Annotated in this window: 16 protein-coding genes; 10 read left to right on the top strand and 6 right to left on the bottom strand. The window is 73.4% G+C overall.

Annotated elements, in window-relative coordinates; translation table 11 throughout:
• Positions 1–12 precede the first annotated feature (12 nt).
• A complete protein-coding gene (locus JOF36_RS04900) occupies positions 13–1593 on the bottom strand; it encodes a carboxyl transferase domain-containing protein (protein ID WP_210025223.1) in 1581 nt (526 codons plus the stop codon).
• A gap of 109 nt (positions 1594–1702) precedes the next feature.
• Here JOF36_RS04900 and JOF36_RS04895 point away from each other — a divergent pair, with 109 nt between their 5' ends.
• Positions 1703–2404 carry a response regulator transcription factor gene (locus JOF36_RS04895; protein WP_210025222.1) on the top strand — a complete coding sequence of 234 codons (702 nt, stop codon included), beginning with the start codon at positions 1703–1705 and terminating at the stop codon, positions 2402–2404.
• A gap of 214 nt (positions 2405–2618) precedes the next feature.
• Positions 2619–2801 carry an RGCVC family protein gene (locus JOF36_RS04890; RefSeq protein ID WP_210025221.1) on the top strand — a complete coding sequence of 61 codons (183 nt, stop codon included), beginning with the start codon at positions 2619–2621 and terminating at the stop codon, positions 2799–2801.
• A gap of 71 nt (positions 2802–2872) precedes the next feature.
• On the opposite strand, the gene JOF36_RS04885 is transcribed toward JOF36_RS04890, so the two are convergent.
• Positions 2873–4840: a sensor histidine kinase gene (locus JOF36_RS04885; RefSeq protein WP_210025220.1), complete on the bottom strand. Its 1968-nt coding sequence runs from the start codon at positions 4838–4840 to the stop codon at positions 2873–2875.
• A gap of 93 nt (positions 4841–4933) precedes the next feature.
• On the opposite strand from JOF36_RS04885, the gene JOF36_RS04880 reads away from it, so the two are divergent.
• Positions 4934–5539, top strand: coding sequence for an SACE_7040 family transcriptional regulator (locus JOF36_RS04880; protein WP_210025219.1), 606 nt, complete (start codon positions 4934–4936; stop codon positions 5537–5539).
• 95 nt (positions 5540–5634) lie between these two features.
• Here JOF36_RS04880 and JOF36_RS04875 read toward each other — a convergent pair whose 3' ends face one another.
• Entirely contained in the window at positions 5635–7563 is a 1929-nt protein-coding gene (locus JOF36_RS04875) for a heavy metal translocating P-type ATPase (RefSeq protein ID WP_245350690.1), read from the bottom strand.
• A gap of 92 nt (positions 7564–7655) precedes the next feature.
• Here JOF36_RS04875 and JOF36_RS04870 point away from each other — a divergent pair, with 92 nt between their 5' ends.
• The 3 genes from JOF36_RS04870 to JOF36_RS04860 all read left to right on the top strand — a co-directional run bounded on the left by JOF36_RS04870 (position 7656) and on the right by JOF36_RS04860 (position 9162).
• Positions 7656–7973, top strand: a complete 318-nt coding sequence (locus tag JOF36_RS04870; protein WP_210025217.1) for an ArsR/SmtB family transcription factor — start codon at positions 7656–7658, stop codon at positions 7971–7973.
• Positions 7974–8040: 67 nt separating this feature from the next.
• Positions 8041–8886 (top strand): alpha/beta fold hydrolase, encoded by an 846-nt coding sequence (locus JOF36_RS04865; RefSeq protein ID WP_210025216.1) that lies wholly within the window; start codon positions 8041–8043, stop codon positions 8884–8886.
• 57 nt (positions 8887–8943) lie between these two features.
• A complete protein-coding gene (locus JOF36_RS04860; RefSeq protein WP_210025215.1) occupies positions 8944–9162 on the top strand; it encodes a hypothetical protein in 219 nt (72 codons plus the stop codon).
• A 21-nt stretch (positions 9163–9183) separates the two neighbouring features.
• Here JOF36_RS04860 and JOF36_RS04855 read toward each other — a convergent pair whose 3' ends face one another.
• Positions 9184–10284 carry a T6SS phospholipase effector Tle1-like catalytic domain-containing protein gene (locus tag JOF36_RS04855; protein WP_210025214.1) on the bottom strand — a complete coding sequence of 367 codons (1101 nt, stop codon included), beginning with the start codon at positions 10282–10284 and terminating at the stop codon, positions 9184–9186.
• A gap of 5 nt (positions 10285–10289) precedes the next feature.
• Positions 10290–12074: a peroxidase family protein gene (locus tag JOF36_RS04850; protein ID WP_210025213.1), complete on the bottom strand. Its 1785-nt coding sequence runs from the start codon at positions 12072–12074 to the stop codon at positions 10290–10292.
• A 145-nt stretch (positions 12075–12219) separates the two neighbouring features.
• Here JOF36_RS04850 and JOF36_RS04845 point away from each other — a divergent pair, with 145 nt between their 5' ends.
• Positions 12220–13062, top strand: coding sequence for an rRNA methyltransferase (locus tag JOF36_RS04845; RefSeq protein ID WP_307862215.1), 843 nt, complete (start codon positions 12220–12222; stop codon positions 13060–13062).
• A gap of 120 nt (positions 13063–13182) precedes the next feature.
• Here JOF36_RS04845 and JOF36_RS04840 read toward each other — a convergent pair whose 3' ends face one another.
• Positions 13183–13902 carry a GntR family transcriptional regulator gene (locus tag JOF36_RS04840; RefSeq protein ID WP_307862214.1) on the bottom strand — a complete coding sequence of 240 codons (720 nt, stop codon included), beginning with the start codon at positions 13900–13902 and terminating at the stop codon, positions 13183–13185.
• A gap of 104 nt (positions 13903–14006) precedes the next feature.
• Between JOF36_RS04840 and JOF36_RS04835 the strand changes: the two genes are divergently transcribed.
• The 3 genes from JOF36_RS04835 to JOF36_RS04825 are packed head-to-tail and all read left to right on the top strand — an operon-like array spanning position 14007 to position 16758.
• Positions 14007–15218, top strand: a complete 1212-nt coding sequence (locus JOF36_RS04835; protein WP_210025211.1) for an NRAMP family divalent metal transporter — start codon at positions 14007–14009, stop codon at positions 15216–15218.
• Positions 15218–15979 (top strand): LamB/YcsF family protein, encoded by a 762-nt coding sequence (locus tag JOF36_RS04830; RefSeq protein ID WP_210025210.1) that lies wholly within the window; start codon positions 15218–15220, stop codon positions 15977–15979. Before JOF36_RS04835 ends, JOF36_RS04830 begins: the two co-directional genes overlap by 1 nt.
• Positions 15980–15984: 5 nt before the next feature.
• On the top strand, positions 15985–16758 hold the full coding sequence (locus JOF36_RS04825) for a putative hydro-lyase (RefSeq protein ID WP_210025209.1): 774 nt from the start codon (positions 15985–15987) through the stop codon (positions 16756–16758).
• Positions 16759–16769 lie beyond the last annotated feature (11 nt).

Raw genomic sequence — 16769 nt, 5'->3', positions numbered from 1 at the left:
GCTCCCGTCGGTTCACATGCGGAAAACGCCGAAGGCCGACTCGGACAGGGGCGCGTTGGCGGCGACGGACAGGGACAGTCCGAGCACGGTGCGGGTGTCGGCGGGGTCGATGACACCGTCGTCCCACAGCCGGGCGGTGGAGTAGTACGGGTGGCCCTGGGTCTCGTACTGGGCGCGGATCGCGTCCGGATCGGCCCCCGAGCCGACGGTGCCCAGCACGGTGGCGGCCTGCTCGCCGCCCATCACCGAGATCCGTGCGTTGGGCCACATGAACAGGAACCGCGGCGAGTAGGCCCGCCCGCACATCGAGTAGTTCCCGGCGCCGAACGAGCCGCCGATGACGACGGTCAGCTTCGGCACCCGGGTCGAGGCGACGGCGGTGACCATCTTGGCGCCGTTCTTCGCGATGCCACCGGCCTCGTACTCGCGGCCGACCATGAACCCGGAGATGTTCTGCAGGAACACCAGCGGAATGCCGCGCTGGTCGCACAGCTCGACGAAGTGCGCGCCCTTGACCGCGGACTCGGAGAACAGGATCCCGTTGTTCGCCACGATGCCGACCGGGTGGCCGTGGATCCGCGCGAAGCCGGTGACCAGCGTCGTCCCGTACTCGGACTTGAACTCGTGGAACCGCGAGCCGTCGACGACGCGGGCGATCACCTCGCGGACGTCGTAGGGGGTCCGTGAGTCGGTGGGCACCACCCCGTACAGCTCGGCCGGGTCGGCGGCCGGGGCCCGGGTCGCGACGACGTCCCACGGGTGTTCCGCGCGCGGCCCCAGGGTGCCGACGATCGCGCGGACCCGGGCCAGCGCGTCGGCGTCGTCGTCGGCGAGGTGGTCGGTGACGCCCGAGGTCTTCGAGTGCAGGTCCCCGCCACCCAGCTCCTCGGCGGTGACGACCTCACCGGTCGCGGCCTTCACCAGGGGCGGGCCGCCGAGGAAGATCGTGCCCTGGTTGCGGACGATCACCGCCTCGTCGCTCATCGCCGGCACGTAGGCACCGCCCGCGGTGCACGAACCCAGCACCGCGGCGATCTGCGGGATGCCCTGACCGGACATCTGCGCCTGGTTGTAGAAGATCCGGCCGAAGTGCTCGCGGTCCGGGAACACCTGGTCCTGCTCGGGCAGGTAGGCCCCGCCGGAGTCGACCAGGTAGATGCACGGCAGGCGATTCTGCAGCGCCACCTCCTGCGCACGGAGGTGCTTCTTGACCGTCATCGGGTAGTAGGTGCCGCCCTTGACGGTCGCGTCGTTGGCGACGATCACGCACTCGCGCCCGGCCACCCGGCCGACCCCGGTGATCATCCCGGCGCCGGGGGCCTGGCCGTCGTACATGCCGTGCGCGGCCATCGGCGAGAGCTCGAGGAACGGCGACGACGGATCGACCAGCGCATCGACCCGGTCCCGCGGGAGCAGCTTGCCGCGCTCCACGTGCCGGGTCCGCGCTCGTTCCGGGCCGCCGAGACGGGCCGTCGCCAGTTGCGCGTTCAGGTCCGCCACCAGATCGCGGTGCGCCGCGGCGTTCGCGGCGAACTGCTCACCGGACGGATCGACCGCGGTACCCAGCCTGGGTGCCTCTTCCCCGACCACCATGCCCACCCTCCTGTTAATGACCGTTAACACGTTAGCGCTCATTAACGTGCGCCGTCCAGTGCCCGGGACACCGTGCCCTGCCGGCGGCGGTCTTCTCTACGGTGTGAGGGTGCGTCTCCTACTGGTCGAGGACGAGAAACCGCTCGCCGAGCTCGTCCGGCGGGGCCTGGCCGCCGAAGGACACGAGGTGGAGGTCGCGCACGACGGCGACACCGGCCTGCGCCTCGCCCTGTCCGGGCGGCACGACGTCATCGTCCTGGACATCATGCTTCCCGGCCTGTCCGGCTACCGGATCCTGCAGCACCTGCGCGACCGCGGGGTGTGGACGCCGGTCCTGATGCTGACGGCCAAGGACGGCGAGTACGACGAGGCCGACGCGTTCGACCTGGGCGCCGACGACTACCTGACCAAGCCGTTCTCGTTCGTCGTCCTGCTGGCCCGGCTGCGTGCGCTGCTGCGCCGGGCCGGCGAGGCGGCACCGACCGTGCTGCGGGTCGGAGACCTCTCACTCGACCCCGGGACGCACCGGGTGCACCGCGGCGACCTCGAGATCCCCCTGACCCCGCGGGAGTTCGGGGTCCTGGAGCACCTCATGCAGCACACCGGACAGGTGGTCACCAAGACCGACATCCTGCGGTCGGTGTGGGACGCGCACTACGACGGCGAGGTCAACGTCGTCGAGGTCTACGTCGGCTACCTGCGCCGCAAGATCGACGCTCCGTTCGGGACACACAGCATCGAGACCCTGCGCGGGGTCGGCTACCGCATGTCCGAGCCCGCCCCCGATCCCTCCCGCCCGCCCGCGCACTGATCGGGAGAACGCGCGACCGGTGGGTGAACCGCGGGTCGCAGCGTAGGCTTCGGGCATCGCGGCAACCTGGTGACGGCGGTCAGCCGCGTCGATCTGACGTTCAGCGTCCGTCGGCAGGCACCCCGGCCCGGAAGTGGCCGGTGCGTAGCACCACGGTCCCCGGCTCCACCGGCGACACCTCTCGCCGCTCCACCGCGAAGGAGCATGCACCGCGATGACCCACAACCCGACAGCGACCGCGACGGACACCGACGACCACACCGGGACCCCGGCCCCGAAGTCGTCGGACTGCCCCGTCTGCCCGCACCCCATGGCCGACCACGACGCCATCGGAACCCGGTTCTGCGCAGCCAAGATCGCCGGCGGTTCCGCCGACGGGTGCGCCTGCCGGCGGTAGACCACCTCGAGCGGCACCGGCGACGCGCTCGCGCCGGAGCCGGAACGACGCTCAGCGGCTATGAACGACGCTCAGCGGCTGTGGTCGTCCGGGCGGCGCGGAACCGGCGGGCGCGGCGGCTGCACCGGGCGCGGCGGCGGCTGCGCCTCGGTGCGCTCCCGGCCCCGGGTCGCGACGGCGGTGCCGTGCCCGGCCGCCCCCTCCCGGTGGACCGGGATCGGCCCGGTCGCGTTCTCGTCGTACGGGCTGCCGGCGGTACCGGGCCGGATGCGCAGCGGTCCGGTCGGCGGGTCGAGACGGTGGTTCGGCTGGGATGCGGGCACGTCGTCCTCCGGGTCGGGCGCGGCCGGCGGCGTCACCGGCACGTCGCCCGGGGCCTGCCCGTCCGCGTCCGTGCCGGTCGTGACGCCCGGTTCACCGAGCGCCTGCATCATGTCATCCCGGTCCGTCCCGGACCGGGGCGACGCGCCACCGGAGTCCGCAGGCGCCACGCCGTCGGACTCCTCGGCCTCGACCGGCTCGCCGGGTTCACCGCTCTCCTCCGGCTCCGGCCCGGCGACGGCCGGGACCGTCACCCGGAACCGGGCCCCGCCCAGCTCCGGGGCCGCGAGCGCGGCCACGGTGCCGCCGTGCGCGGCGACCAGCTCCGAGACGATCGACAGCCCGAGGCCGGATCCGCCGTCCCCGCGCGAGCGCGCCTCGTCGAGCCGCACGAAGCGCTCGAACACCCGGGCCCGGTCGGCCTCGGGGACACCGTTGCCGTCGTCGTCGACATCGAGCACGGCGACGCCGTCGATCTCCCGCGCCGACACCACGACCGTCGACGCCGCGTGCCGTTTCGCGTTGTCCACCAGGTTCCGCACCACACGGACGAGCTGGCCGCGGTCGCCGACCACCCGCACCGGCTCGGTCGTGACCCGGACGGTGACGGCCGCACCGACCGTGGGGCGGCCCCGCTCGGCGTCGGCGATCTCGTCGAGGTCGACCTCCTCGTGGCGCGGCGCCAGGCCGCGCTCGTCGGCCCGGGCCAGGAACAGCAGCCCCTCGACCAGGCCGTTCAGCCGGGTGGTCTCCGCGCGCAGGGTGTCGACGGTCGCCCGGTCCGCCGAGCCGTCCTTCATGCCGCCGCCGAGCAGTTCGAGGCCGGTGGACACCGTCGCGAGCGGGCTGCGCAGCTCGTGGCTGGCGTCGGCCACGAAACGCCGCTGGGTGGCCTGGGAGGACTCGATCCGGCCGAGCATCTGGTTCATCGTGCGGGCGAGTCGGCCGACCTCGTCCCGCGCGACCGGCTCGGGCACGCGCTGGGAGAGGTCCTTCTCGGTCATCCCCGCGACCCGGGCGCGCATCTGCTCGACCGGGTGCAGCGCGCGGCCTGCGAACAGGTAGGTGAAGAACCCGGCGACCAGCACCAGCACCGGGACCCCGCCCGCGACCAGCCAGGCGACCGTCTCGACGGCCTGGTGCACCGGGCCGAGCTCCTGCGCGGCGTAGATCGTGATGGGCCGGCCCTGTGCCCGGGCCCCGACACCGGCGACCAGCATCTCCTCGGTCACCGTCTCGTCGGCGCCGGCCCGGTCGGAGCCGATGCGGAAGGTGATCGGGACGTCGACCTGGTGGCCCGTCTCGCCCGGCGCCAGCAGCCACTCGACGATCCGCTCCTGCTCGCCGAGCGGGTCGGACGAGCCGATGACCTGGACGTCCTGCCCCTCGCCGTTGGACCCGACCATGTGGTCGGGGGCACCGGTCTCGTCGCTGTAGGCCGTGACGACCTGGACGATGTCGGTGCGCTTGCCGGTCGCGTCGATCGCGTTGCGCTTGGGATCCCCGCTCCCGGAGAAGTTCGCCTCGATCCGGTTGGCCAGCTGTCCTGCCGTCTCCTCGAGCGCGGACCGAGTGCTGTTCTTCAGGGTCTGGTCCAGCACCAGCACCAGCGAGATCCCGGCGACGACGAGTACCACCGCGACCGCGGTCGCGGCCGCGAGCGCGGACGCCGCACGGACGCCCGTGCGTTCGCGCATCCGGCGCAGCAGGCTCAGCACACCCACGAGGGTATCGCCGACGAACTGAGCGGACCCTGAGACGAACCCGGACTGGGGTTAACACTCATTAACATCGAGGGGTAGCCTCCGAGGATGGCCGCCGCCCCGGACACCGCCGGACCCACCCGGCGCGAGCAGATTCTCGCGGAGGCGGCCCGGCTGTTCGCCCGGCACGGGTTCCACGGCGTGAGCATCGCCGACCTGGGCGCGGCCGTGGGGGTCAGCGGGCCCGCGCTCTACCGGCACTTCCCGGGCAAGGAGGCGCTGCTCGCGGAGATGCTGATCGACATCAGCGAGCGGCTGCTGGCCGGTGGGCGGGCGCGGGTCCACCACGACGATCCGCGCGAGTCGCTCGCCGACCTGGTCGACTTCCACGTCGAGTTCACCACGCGGGAGCCGGAGCTGATCGTCGTCCAGGACCGGGACCTCGCGAACCTGGCCGAGGAGCCGCGGCGCACCGTGCGACGGCTGCAGCGCACCTACGTCGAGCTGTGGGTGGACACCCTGCGGCGGGTGCACCCGGCCGTCCCGCCCGCCGACGCCCGGACCGTCGCGCACGGCGTGTTCGGGTTGCTCAACTCGACGCCGTACTCACCACGGGCCGAGCAGCCGGCGACCCGTGACTCCGACACACGCGCCGCCGTGCTGCGCCGGATGGCGCTGGCAGCACTCGACGCGGCGCCGGATCCCGCCGGCTGACCGTCGCGCGCTACTGCTCGGCGGCCGGGTCCTCGCCCGGCTGGTCACGCGGCTCCGTCGCCGCGCCCGGACCCGCCCGGTACGCGTCGGGGCGATCACGTCGAGCTCGCGCCGACCGGGTCCCGCCCCGGCACGCCGGCCGGATCCGGCGTGACCGGCTCGGCCCGGCGCGCGCCGACCAGCAGTCGCAGCCCGTTCAGGCAGACCAGCACCGTCGACAGCTCGTGCCCGGCCACGCCGACCACCAGCGGCAGCGTCCCGACCAGGTCCCACGTCACGAGGACGGCGATCACCGCGGCGGCGAACGCGAGGTTCGCCCTGGCGATCCGGCGCGCACGCCGGGCCAGTTCGACCAGGGGCGCCAGCGACCCGAGCGGGTCGCGGGTGAGGACACCGTCCGCGGCCTCCAGCGCGAGCGCACCGGCTCCCTCCCCGACGACCAGCCCGACGTCGGCCGAGGCCAGCAGCGGCGCGTCGTTGATACCGTCCCCGGCGGCCAGCACCCGTCGTCCGGCCGCCTGCCGCTCCCGGACGACCGCCACCTTGGCGGCGGGCAGCAACCCGGCACGCACCCTCGGCAACCCGAGCCGGTCGGCGAGCACCCGGGCCGGGCGCGGCGCGTCGCCGGTGAGGACCTCCGGATCGCCGACCACCCGCCGGAGCCCGGCGAGCGCGGCCGCCGCGCCCGGGCGGGGCTCGTCGGACAGCCCGACGACACCGGCCGGCTCCCCGTCGACCACGACGACGACCGCGGTGCGCCCGCCGTCCTGCATCGTGCGGACCAGGGACTCGACCCGATCGCCGGTGGCCGGGTCGGGGCGCCCGACCAGGACCGTGCGCCCGGCGACGACGGCCCGCACGCCCTCGCCCGGCACCGCCTCGAAGCCGGTGGCGACCGGCAGGTCGAGGCCACGCTCCAGCGCGTGCCGGCGCACCGCGCGACCGAGGACGTGCTCGCTGCCCCGCTCCGCGGCGGCGGCCGTCGCGAGGACCTCGTCGGCGGATCGGGTGCCGAGCGGGCGAACCTCGACCACCCGGGGGCGGCCGGTGGTGAGCGTGCCGGTCTTGTCCAGGACGACCGTGTCGACCTCGGCGAGCGCCTCCAGCACGGTGACGTCCTTGACCAGCGTCCCGCGGCGCCCCGCCACCGCGAGCGCGGCCAGCAACGGCGGCATCGTCGCCAGCACGATCGCGCACGGCGACGCGACGATCATGAAGACGATCGCGCGGAGCAGCGTCTCCTCGAACGGCATACCGAGGAGCAGCGGCACCGCCAGCAGCGCGACGGTCGCCGCGACCACGAGCACCGAGTACCGCTGCTCGACCTTCTCGATGAACAGCTGCCGGTGCGCCTTGGTCCCGGAAGCCTGCTCGACCTGGGCCGCCACGCCGGCGACGACGGTGTCCGCCGCGTCGCGCAGCACCCGCACCCGCAGCACACCGGTGCCGTTGACGGTGCCGGCCAGGACGTCGTCGCCGGCCGTGCACCGGACCGGGACCGGCTCGCCGGTCAGCCCGGCGGTGTCCACCTCGGAGACCCCGTCGAGCACCCGGCCGTCGCCGGGGATCCGCTCGCCGGGACGGACGAGGACGGTCTGCCCGGCGACCAGCTCGCCCGCCCGGACCCGGCGCTCGCCGCCGTCTGCGGTGAGCAGGGTCGCCGTCTCCGGCGCGAGGTCGAGCAACGCGTCGATGCTCGCCCTGGTCCGTGCCGTCATCACCGACTCGAGTGCCCCGGACGTCGCGAAGATGACGATCAGCAGGCCGCCGTCGAACCACTGCCCGATCGAGGCCGCCGCGCCCGCCGCGACGACCATCAGCAGGTCGACGTCGAGGCGCCGCCGGGCGAGCTCCTTCAGCCCCGCCACGGCGGGTTCCCAGCCGCCCAGGACGTAGCAGGCGAGGTAGATCGCGACCACGACCGGTGCGGGCGCACCGACGAGATCGAGCCCCGCCGCGGCGAGGAACGCCAGGAGCGAGGCGCCGGCCCAGCGGACCTCCGGCAGGACGAGTGCGGCACGCATGACTCGGACACTACCTGCGCAGCCATGCATGTACGCAAGTACGTAGTGAGATGGCCGCCCATCCGCGCAGCTCCGCAGGTATCGTCGGTGCCGTGCACGAGTCGATCCCCGGCTTCGCTATGCCGCCCGAGGACGAGGTCCGCCGCGCGGCGGATGCGCTGCGCATGCTGGCCGACCCGACCCGGATCAAGATCCTCTGGGCGCTTCTGCAGGGCGAGTCCTCGGTGGCCTGCCTGGCCGACCTGGTCGGAGCCGCCCCCACGGCGGTCAGCCAGCACCTCGCCAAGCTCCGCCTCGCCGGCCTCGTCGGGAACCGGCGCGAGGGCACCTTCGTCTACTACACGGTCGAGGACCCGACCGTCGCCGCGCTGCTCGAACGCGTGCTCCGGCGCGAGCTCGCCGGCAGCTGAGTACGGCCGGGCGAACGCGGGTAGGCACCCCGGGAGAGCACCACCGACCCCCGGAGGAGTCCCGCGCATGCCCCGTCTCAGCATCGGCACCGAGAACGGCGAGCCGGTCGACCTGCACTACACCGACCAGGGCACGGGCAGCCCGGTCGTCCTGATCCACGGCTGGCCGCTGTCCGGCCGTTCCTGGGAGAAGCAGGTGCCGGCGCTGGTCGAGGCGGGCCACCGGGTCGTCACCTACGACCGCCGTGGCTTCGGCGAGTCCTCCCAGCCGTGGGAGGGCTACGACTACGACACCTTCGCCGACGACCTGCACGCGCTCCTGATCCATCTGGACCTGCGCGACGCGACGCTCGTCGGCTTCTCGATGGGCGGCGGTGAGGTCGTCCGCTACATCGCGCGGCGCGGCACCGACCGGGTCGCGCGGGCCGTGCTCGCCGCGGCCGTCCCGCCGTACCTGTACAAGTCCGACGACAACCCGGACGGCGGCCTCGACGACGCCACGATCGAACAGTTCCGGGCCGGTGTCACCGGGGACCGCATCGCGTTCCTGGAGGACTTCACGACGCAGTTCTTCGCGGCAGGCGACCGGACCGACCTGATCAGCGAGCCGAACCGGGTCCACCACCGCACGATCGCCGAGTTCGCGTCGCCGAAGGGCACGCTGGACTGCATCACCGCGTTCGGCCGGACCGACTTCCGGGACGACCTGAAGAAGGTCTCCGACGCCGGCGTCCCGACCCTGGTCATCCACGGCGACGCCGACGGCATCGTCCCGTTCGAGGTCTCCGGCAAGCGTACCCAGGAGTCGGTCGAGGGAGCACAGCTGGTGTTGATCGAGGGCGGCCCGCACGGCCTCAACGCCACCCACCCCGACGAGTTCAACCGTGCACTGATCGACTTCCTCGCCTTCTGATCACTCCCGGACACCGGCCCGGGTTGACGGCGGCGCGGGACCGGGTAGACAGCGGGGGTGGAGCACGATCGGAACACCCCCGGCCCGGAAGGCCCCGCGACCCGGCGGATCGTCGCGTGGTCGCTGATCCTCGCGCTGGTCGCTCTGCCGATCAGCTACCTGGTCGGGGCGGCCGGGAGCTCGGGCAGCGGGACGACGATGATCGCCGTGCTGCTGGGCGTGTCCCTGCTCGTCGGCGGCGTGGCGTTCTGGCTGCACCGGCGCACCGGACGCTGACCCGTCGGCCCCGGACCGGCGTCAGGTACCGATCGGCGACGGCGGGATGACACCACCGGACCCGGAGGCGTAACCGGCCCGGAACCCGGCGGGCGGCGGATCCCCGGGCCGGCCCCGCGCCCGGGCCAGCGCCGCGTCGGAGATCGACTCGGTCCCGTTGCGTGCCGTGCCGAACGACCGCTCGTGCGGACCCAGCGGTGGCCGGGCCAGCCAGTCCGACGAGTCGCGCCGATCGGCCAGCGGATCGGCCACAACGCACGCGCCCCGGTCCCGGTCTCCGGGAGCCGGGTGGGCCGGGCAGGAGCCGAACGCCCCGTCCTCGAACGCCAGGCCGCACTTCTCGGCACGCTCGGCCATCCAGGTCAGGGCGCACTCGGCCAGCGCCGGGTCGGGCAGGCCGCCGCCGACGTCGGAGTGGCCGCCACGGAACCAGACCTGCTCAACCCGCTGGCCGGCCACGAACGGACCAGTCCAGAGGGTCGGGACGAACGGGCCGCGCCGCTCGTCCATCGCCAGCGCGTGGAACGCGGCCCGCACCGCAGGCCCCAGCCGGGTGTCGTGGAACTCCCACGGCCGGTTCAGCACCGAGCCGAGGCCGCCGGGCCCGACCGGGACACCGAGCGCTCCCACGGTGTCGAACACGCCGACGCACCGGATCTCCGGTTCGTGGGAGTGGCTGCGCCGGAACAGCTCGGCCGCCATGGCGTCCGGTTCCCGCTCCCGGTCGCGGGCCCGGTAGAGCCGGTAGGCGTCGTCGACGAGACCGATTCGCTCGCGGCGCAACAGCCCGCTGTTGCGGATCAGGCCGGCCAGGCTGCGGGCCGTATAGGCGCCCCGGCTGAACCCGAACAGCAGGATCTCGTCGCCGGGCGAGTACTCCTCGATCAGGAACCGGTAGCCCGCCAGGACCTGCGCGGACAGGCCCGCACCGAACAGGCCACCGCGCAGCCGGTCGAACGGGCCGGTCCCGACCCCGGGCAGGTAGCAGACCCGTTGCGCGGTGCCGTCCCGCCCGGCCGGGGCGACCATCCGGGCGATCTTGGCGACGTTGGTCGGTGTGCCGTGCCGGGGCCGCGCGACCGCCCACGTCCCGTCGCAGCACACGACCAGCCTGGTGCTCACCGCGCTCAGAGCACCCGGGCGAGGCGCAACAGGTCGGAGATCGTCCGGACGTCCGGGCCGCCGATGTCGGCGATCGTGCCGTGCCCGGCCGGATTCCCGAGCTGCGCCGGGTCCCAGTCCGGCGACATCGCCAGGTAGGAGGCCGGGTCGTTGCGGAGCTGGCCGATGATCGTGTCGGCGACGATGCGCCCGCCGACCGGACCCAGCCGGTCGCCGCCGCCGATCTCGGCCTCCCGCAACACGTAGAACCACAGCGGGGTGGCGGTGAGGAAGCCGCCGTCCTCCAGCGCGTGCCGCAGTACCCGGTTGCCCTCGGGGGCGATCTGCGCGGGCGTCAACGCCGGCAGGCCGTAGTCGCGGGCGACCGCCTGCCCGGTCGGTATCGCGAGCTTGTAGCCGCGCAGCAGGTTGCGCACGGCCAGCCGCTTCAGGATCGACCGGATCCGGGCCGGGGTGTTCGGGTCGGTGCCCTCGTTGGTCAGCCCGTCGAGAGGCAGCGCCAGGTGGGTGTCGATCCGTCGTGCCGCGCGGTCCGGGAACTCCGCGGTCGGTCCACCGACGAACCGGTCCCACTCGATCGGCCAGTTGTGCGGGAGCCTGGTGCCGAAACCGGCGAAAGGCGGCCGGGCCTTCCCGGTGAACTGGAACATCTGCTGGAAGCTCGCACGCTCGGCGACCGGGTCCTCGGAGCGACCGAAGTTGCGGTTGTGGTCGTAGAGCGCGCGGACCATCGAGTGACCGAAGCGGAACGCGGCCACCGAGAACTCCAGCGGCATGTAGACCCGGCCCGGAGCGGGGCGGAACCGCGGGCCCGCCTCGACGGCGTCGATCGCCTCCTGGGGCACCAGCCGGACCAGGAGGTCGTGCCGGACCAGCCACTGGTGGTGCCAGCAGACCAGGCGGCGCGCCTCGGCGAAGGTCTGCGGCGCCCCCGGGTCGGCACCGTCCTCGACGAGCAGGTCCAGGACGGCGTTGTGGAAGCGCAGGAACGCCACGTGCAACTGGGCCACGATCAGGTTCTCGTCGTTGCGACCGTCCCCGATGCGGGCGGTGCCGTCGGCGGTGCGCGGGAGGTCCCGGAACGGGTCCTCGGCGAGCCCCGAGCCCGCGGCCGGCGGGACGGGCACGTTCGGCCCGACCGGGGACAGATCGCCCAGCCGTAACCGGTAGCCGTCGTAGGGGACGGCGAGGTCACCGGCGGCCCCGGGGCCGTCGCCGTAGACGGAGTCGAGGTTCAGCTCCGGTTCGCGCAGGTTCCGCAGGCTGAGCACCACGTCCTGCGGCCGTTCCGGGACGAGGTCGCGATCGACGATGCCGAGGTCGTTGTCCCGGTCGGTGTTCGCGGTCAGGTCGTGGTCGATGAACTGGCCCCAGTACGTGTAGACGGGCGGGATCGTCGAATCGGTCGCCGGCCCATCACCGTCGTCCTCGATCATCGCCGAACCGAGTGCCTTCAACGACGCGACGACCTCGCCGGGGTCGCCGGCGGGCAGGTGCGCGTTCGGGTAGTCGTCGGCCAGATCGGGCAACAGGTACCCGAACGGGGTGCCGCGGTCATCGGCATCGGGAACGCCCACCACCTCGCTCATCGCCGTCACGTCGGCGCGGCCGGCGCCGTCCGGGACCTCGGCGAGCGCGCCGTCCCGCACTACCAGGCCCCCGTGGCCGAGCGAGGCGAGTGCACGCTGGGGCGGTACGGGAGGCGGATCGATCTCGTTCCTCGGAGCCGGCACGCCGGCTGCGGGCAGGACCTCGTCGGAGGACTGTGTGGAGGGCGTGGTGGTGGTCATGGTCGCCTCTCGTCATCGGCGGTGCGGGGCGAAGCGACGACAACCATCTCGGAGTGACGAATATCACTCATCGGCAAAGCTGGGTAACGGTGCGTGCCATTCCGGTGACCCGTGGCGCCGAATCCCGGAGGGGCAGACTGGGACGGTGCAGTACCGCCACGCCCCGGAGGCGAACCACGCCGCGCTCGACGCGGTCCTGGCCTCCGCCCCCGGACGCCCGACACTGCCCGTCCGGCTGACCGTGGAACTGTTCGGCCGGGCCCGGGCGCACCTCGGGTCACCGGCGACGGTCGCCGTGTGGGACCCGTGCTGCGGGGCCGGCGTCTCGCTGACGGTGCTCGGACTGCTCCGCCCCGGGATCTCGGTGGTCGTCGGGACCGATGTCGATCCCGATCCGCTCGACCTGGCACGGCGCAACCTGGCACTGCTCGCGCCCGGTGGGCTCGCCGCCCGCGCGTCCGAGCTCGACGATCTGGCGGTGCGGCACGGCAAGGACTCCTACACCACGGCCGCGGTCGCGGCCCGGGAGCTGAGCCCGCGGAGCACCCCCGAACGCCTGGTCGCGGTGGCCGACGCCCGGGATCCGGTCACGACCCGTGCGGTGCTGGGTGACATCGAGCCGGACATCGTGCTCGCCGACCTGCCGCACGGCAGGCAGACGTCCTGGTTCGGACAGGGTTCGACCGACGGAGCCGGGCAGGGCTCGCCCGACGGGACCGAGGCCAGGCGCGATCGGCCGGGTGCGCCCGATCCGCGTGGACAGGGAGCCACCGGGGCGACGACGGCGGCGGAACCCGGGCCGGCTCCGGAGGTCGTGTTCCTCCGTGCGGTGGCACGGGTGCTCGCGCCGCAGGCGGTGGTCGTCGCGGTCGGGCGCGGGCGGTCGGTGCCGCTGCCGTCGGGCGTCCGGGCGCTGGAGAAGGTGCGGGTCGGGCACCGGGCGGCCGTGCTCCTGCGGGCCGGGGACCTGTTCCGACCGGGCCGGTGATCATCCGTCGAGTGCCGATCGGTGCCATCGTCGGCACCGATCGGCACTGAAACGATGATCGCTGCGCGAGCACCCGGCACCAGCCCCGGGTGGCACGGTCGCGCGGGGCGAGCACCGGAGTCAGTGCCCGGGCCCGCCGGGGAGCCGGGAGTAGGCGTCGAGCAGCTGGTCGCGGGCGGTCACCAGGTACCGGGCGAGCTCGTCGGCGGCCTTCTCGACCTGCCCCTCGGTGAGCATCGTGGCGATCTCGCCGTTGCGGGCGAGGTAGGGCTCGTGGAACTCGCGGACCTCGGGCATCCGCTGGAAGACCAGGCGCATCTCGGCCAGTAGCCGGCCCATCTCGCGCTCGAGGCGCGGGCTCCCGGCGAGTGCCACGATCTCGCGGTGGAAGTGCTGGTTGGCTGCGGCGACGCCGGTCCAGTCGCCGGACTCCGCGGCGGCGCGGCCCTCCAGATACGCGTCCTGCACGGCGCTCGACAGAGCGGGATCCCCGGCACGCGAGCCGTAGCGGAGCGCACCGGGCTCGATCACCAGGCGGGCCGAGTAGACGTCGCGGATGTCGTCGGCCTCGGGCCGGGCGACGAACACGCCCCGGTTCGGGACCCGGACCAGCACGCGCTCGGCGACCAGCTGGGACAGCGCCTCCCGCACGGTGTTCCGGGAGACCTCCAGGGCCGCGCCGAGTGCCTGCTCGGGCAGCCGGGCGCCCACGCGCAGCCGGGCCTCGGCGACCTCCACCCGGATCCGGTCGGCCACCCGCTCGGCAGCGGGCACGACGACCGTGCGGGACGCGGCGAGGGAAGCCAGGGCGTCCTGCACGGCGGAATTCGCGTCGGTCACGGATCCTGATCCTACGGGGAAAATCTCCCTTTCGGATTGCAGGATCGTTGAACAATCCCTCACACTCGCCCGACGACACCGCGCACTGCCCCCAGGAGGCGGCGATGACCGAGGACACGGCACCACCGGCGAAGGCGTCCACCCGAAGTGCCCTGCTCGGGGCGATGTTCCTCATGGCGACCAGTGCCATCGGACCGGGCTTCATCACCCAGACCACGCAGTTCACCGCCCAGCTCGGCGCCGCGTTCGCCTTCGCGATCCTCGTGTCGATCCTGGTCGACGTCGCGATCCAGCTGAACGTGTGGCGGGTCGTCGGCGTCTCCGGGATGCGCGCCCACCAGCTGGCGAACCGGGTCGCACCAGGGGCGGGCTGGCTGCTCACCGTGCTGGTCGTGATCGGCGGGCTGGTGTTCAACATCGCCAACGTCGCCGGTGCCGGGCTCGGCGTGAACGCGATGCTCGGGCTGGACGCCAAGGTCGGTGGTGCGCTCTCCGCGCTGCTCGCGATCGCGATCTTCGCGATCCGCCGGGCCGGAGCGGCGCTGGACCGGATCGTCGTGGTCCTCGGCGTCCTGATGATCGGGTTGACCGCCTACGTCGCGATCGTGTCCGGTCCGCCGGTCGGCGAGGCGCTGCGCCAGACCGTGCTGCCCGACCAGGTCAGCTGGCTCGTCATCACCACCCTGATCGGCGGCACCGTCGGCGGCTACATCACCTACGCGGGCGCGCACCGGATGCTCGACTCGGGGCTGTCCGGGCCGGAGCACGCCGGGCAGGTCGCACGCAGCTCGGTGCAGGGCATCCTGGTCACCGCCGTCATGCGGGTGCTGCTGTTCCTCGCGATCCTCGGCGTCGTCGCGGGCGGGGTGAACCTCGCCGGCTCCGACAACCCGACCGCCACCGCTTTCGAGGCCGCGGCCGGCGAGGTGGGTCTGCGGCTGTTCGGCCTGATCCTCTGGGCCGCCGCGATCACCTCGGTGATCGGTGCCGCCTACACCTCGGTGTCGTTCCTGACCACGCGCGAGACGCCGCAGCGCACCACGAACCTGCTGACCATCGGGTTCATCGTGCTCAGCACCGCGGTGTTCCTGGTCGCCGGCACCACACCGGTCACCCTGCTGATCTTCGCCGGTGCCTTCAACGGGCTGATCCTGCCGATCGGCTTCACCATCCTGCTGTGGGTCGCCTGGCGGCGGCAGGACCTGCTCGGCGGGTACCGCTACCCGCGCTGGCTGCTCGCTCTGGGCGTCGCCGGGTGGCTGGTGACACTGTTCATCGGGTACCAGTTCGTGGCCGCCAACCTGGGGAAGCTCTGATGACCTCCATCGACCTCAACGCCGACCTCGGCGAGTCCTTCGGCCAGTGGATCCTCGGCGACGACGACGCGATGCTCGGGCTGGTCAGCTCGGCCAACGTCGCGTGCGGCTTCCACGCAGGCGACCCGTCCACGCTCCGGGCGACGACCGAACGGGCCGCCACGTCCGGTGTCGCGATCGGCGCCCAGGTGTCCTACCCGGACCTGCGCGGGTTCGGGCGGCGCTTCGTCGACATCGAGCCGTCGGCCCTGACCGACGACGTGCTCTACCAGGTCGGCGCCCTGGAAGCGCTGTGCCGGGTGGCGGGCACCCGGGTCCGGTACGTGAAGCCGCACGGCGCGCTCTACAACGCGACCCGCACGCACACCGCACAGGCCAGGGCCGTGGTCGAGGCCGTCCGGGCGTACGACCCGGCGCTGCCGGTGCTGGGGCTGCCCGGTTCCGAGCTGCTGCGCGTGGCGGAGGAGGCCGGGCTGCGCGCGGTCCCGGAGTTCTTCGTCGACCGCGGCTACACGCCCGAGGGCGGCCTGGTGTCGCGCCGCGAGCCCGGCGCCCTGCTCGACGACGCCGGCGCCGCCGCCGACCGGCTGGTCCGGATGCTCGACGAGGGCGTCGTCCGCGCCGTCGACGGCACCGACGTCTCCGTCCGCGCCGAGTCCGCCTGCGTGCACGGCGACTCCCCCGGCGCCGTCGCGATGGCACAGCAGGTGCGGGACGCACTGGCCCGGGCCGGCGTCGAGATCACGGCGTTCGCACCGTGAGCGCCGTGACCGCCGACCTCGCTCCGGCGCGGGCCCGGGAACGGTTCCGCGCCGGGCTGTCCATCCCGACGTCCGGCTGGTGCGCCGGGTACACACAGGCCAACCTGATCGCCGTCCCGCGGGAGTACGCCTGGGATGTCCTGTTGTTCTCCCAGCGCAACCCGAAGCCGTGCCCGGTGCTCGACGTCCTGGAGCCCGGTGAGCTGGGCGGCGCGATCCTCGACGGTGACGTCCGGACCGACCTGCCCGGCTACCGCGTCCACCGCGACGGCGAGCTGGTCGACCGGCCGTCGGACGCGCGGGAGTACTGGCGCGACGACCTGGTCGCATTCCTGATCGGCTGCAGCTTCACCTTCGAGAACGCGCTGCTCGGCGCCGGTGTCCCGGTGCGGCACATCGAGCAGGGCCGCAACGTCCCGATGTACCGGACGACCCGGCGCTGCCGCACCGCAGGGCGGCTGTCCGGCCCGCTGGTGGTCTCGATGCGCCCGGTCCCGGCCGATCTGGTGGAGACCGCCGTGTCGGTGACCGCCCGCTACCCGCAGGTGCACGGTGCGCCGGTGCACATCGGCGATCCGGCCGAGCTGGGGATCGCGGATCTCGACGCACCCGACTACGGCGACCCGGTGCGGCCTGCCGAGGGCGACGTCCCGGTGTTCTGGGCGTGCGGGGTGACCCCGCAGGCCGCCGTGCTCGAGTCCCGGCTCCCGCTCGCGATCACCCACGAACCCGGCCAGATGCTGATCACCGACGCCCGGGACACCGACTACCTGCTCTGAGACATGATCGG

This window comes from Pseudonocardia parietis, from assembly GCF_017876315.1.
Taxonomy (GTDB): Bacteria; Actinomycetota; Actinomycetes; order Mycobacteriales; family Pseudonocardiaceae; genus Pseudonocardia; species Pseudonocardia parietis.
This window is presented reverse-complemented; position numbering and strand designations above follow the sequence as displayed.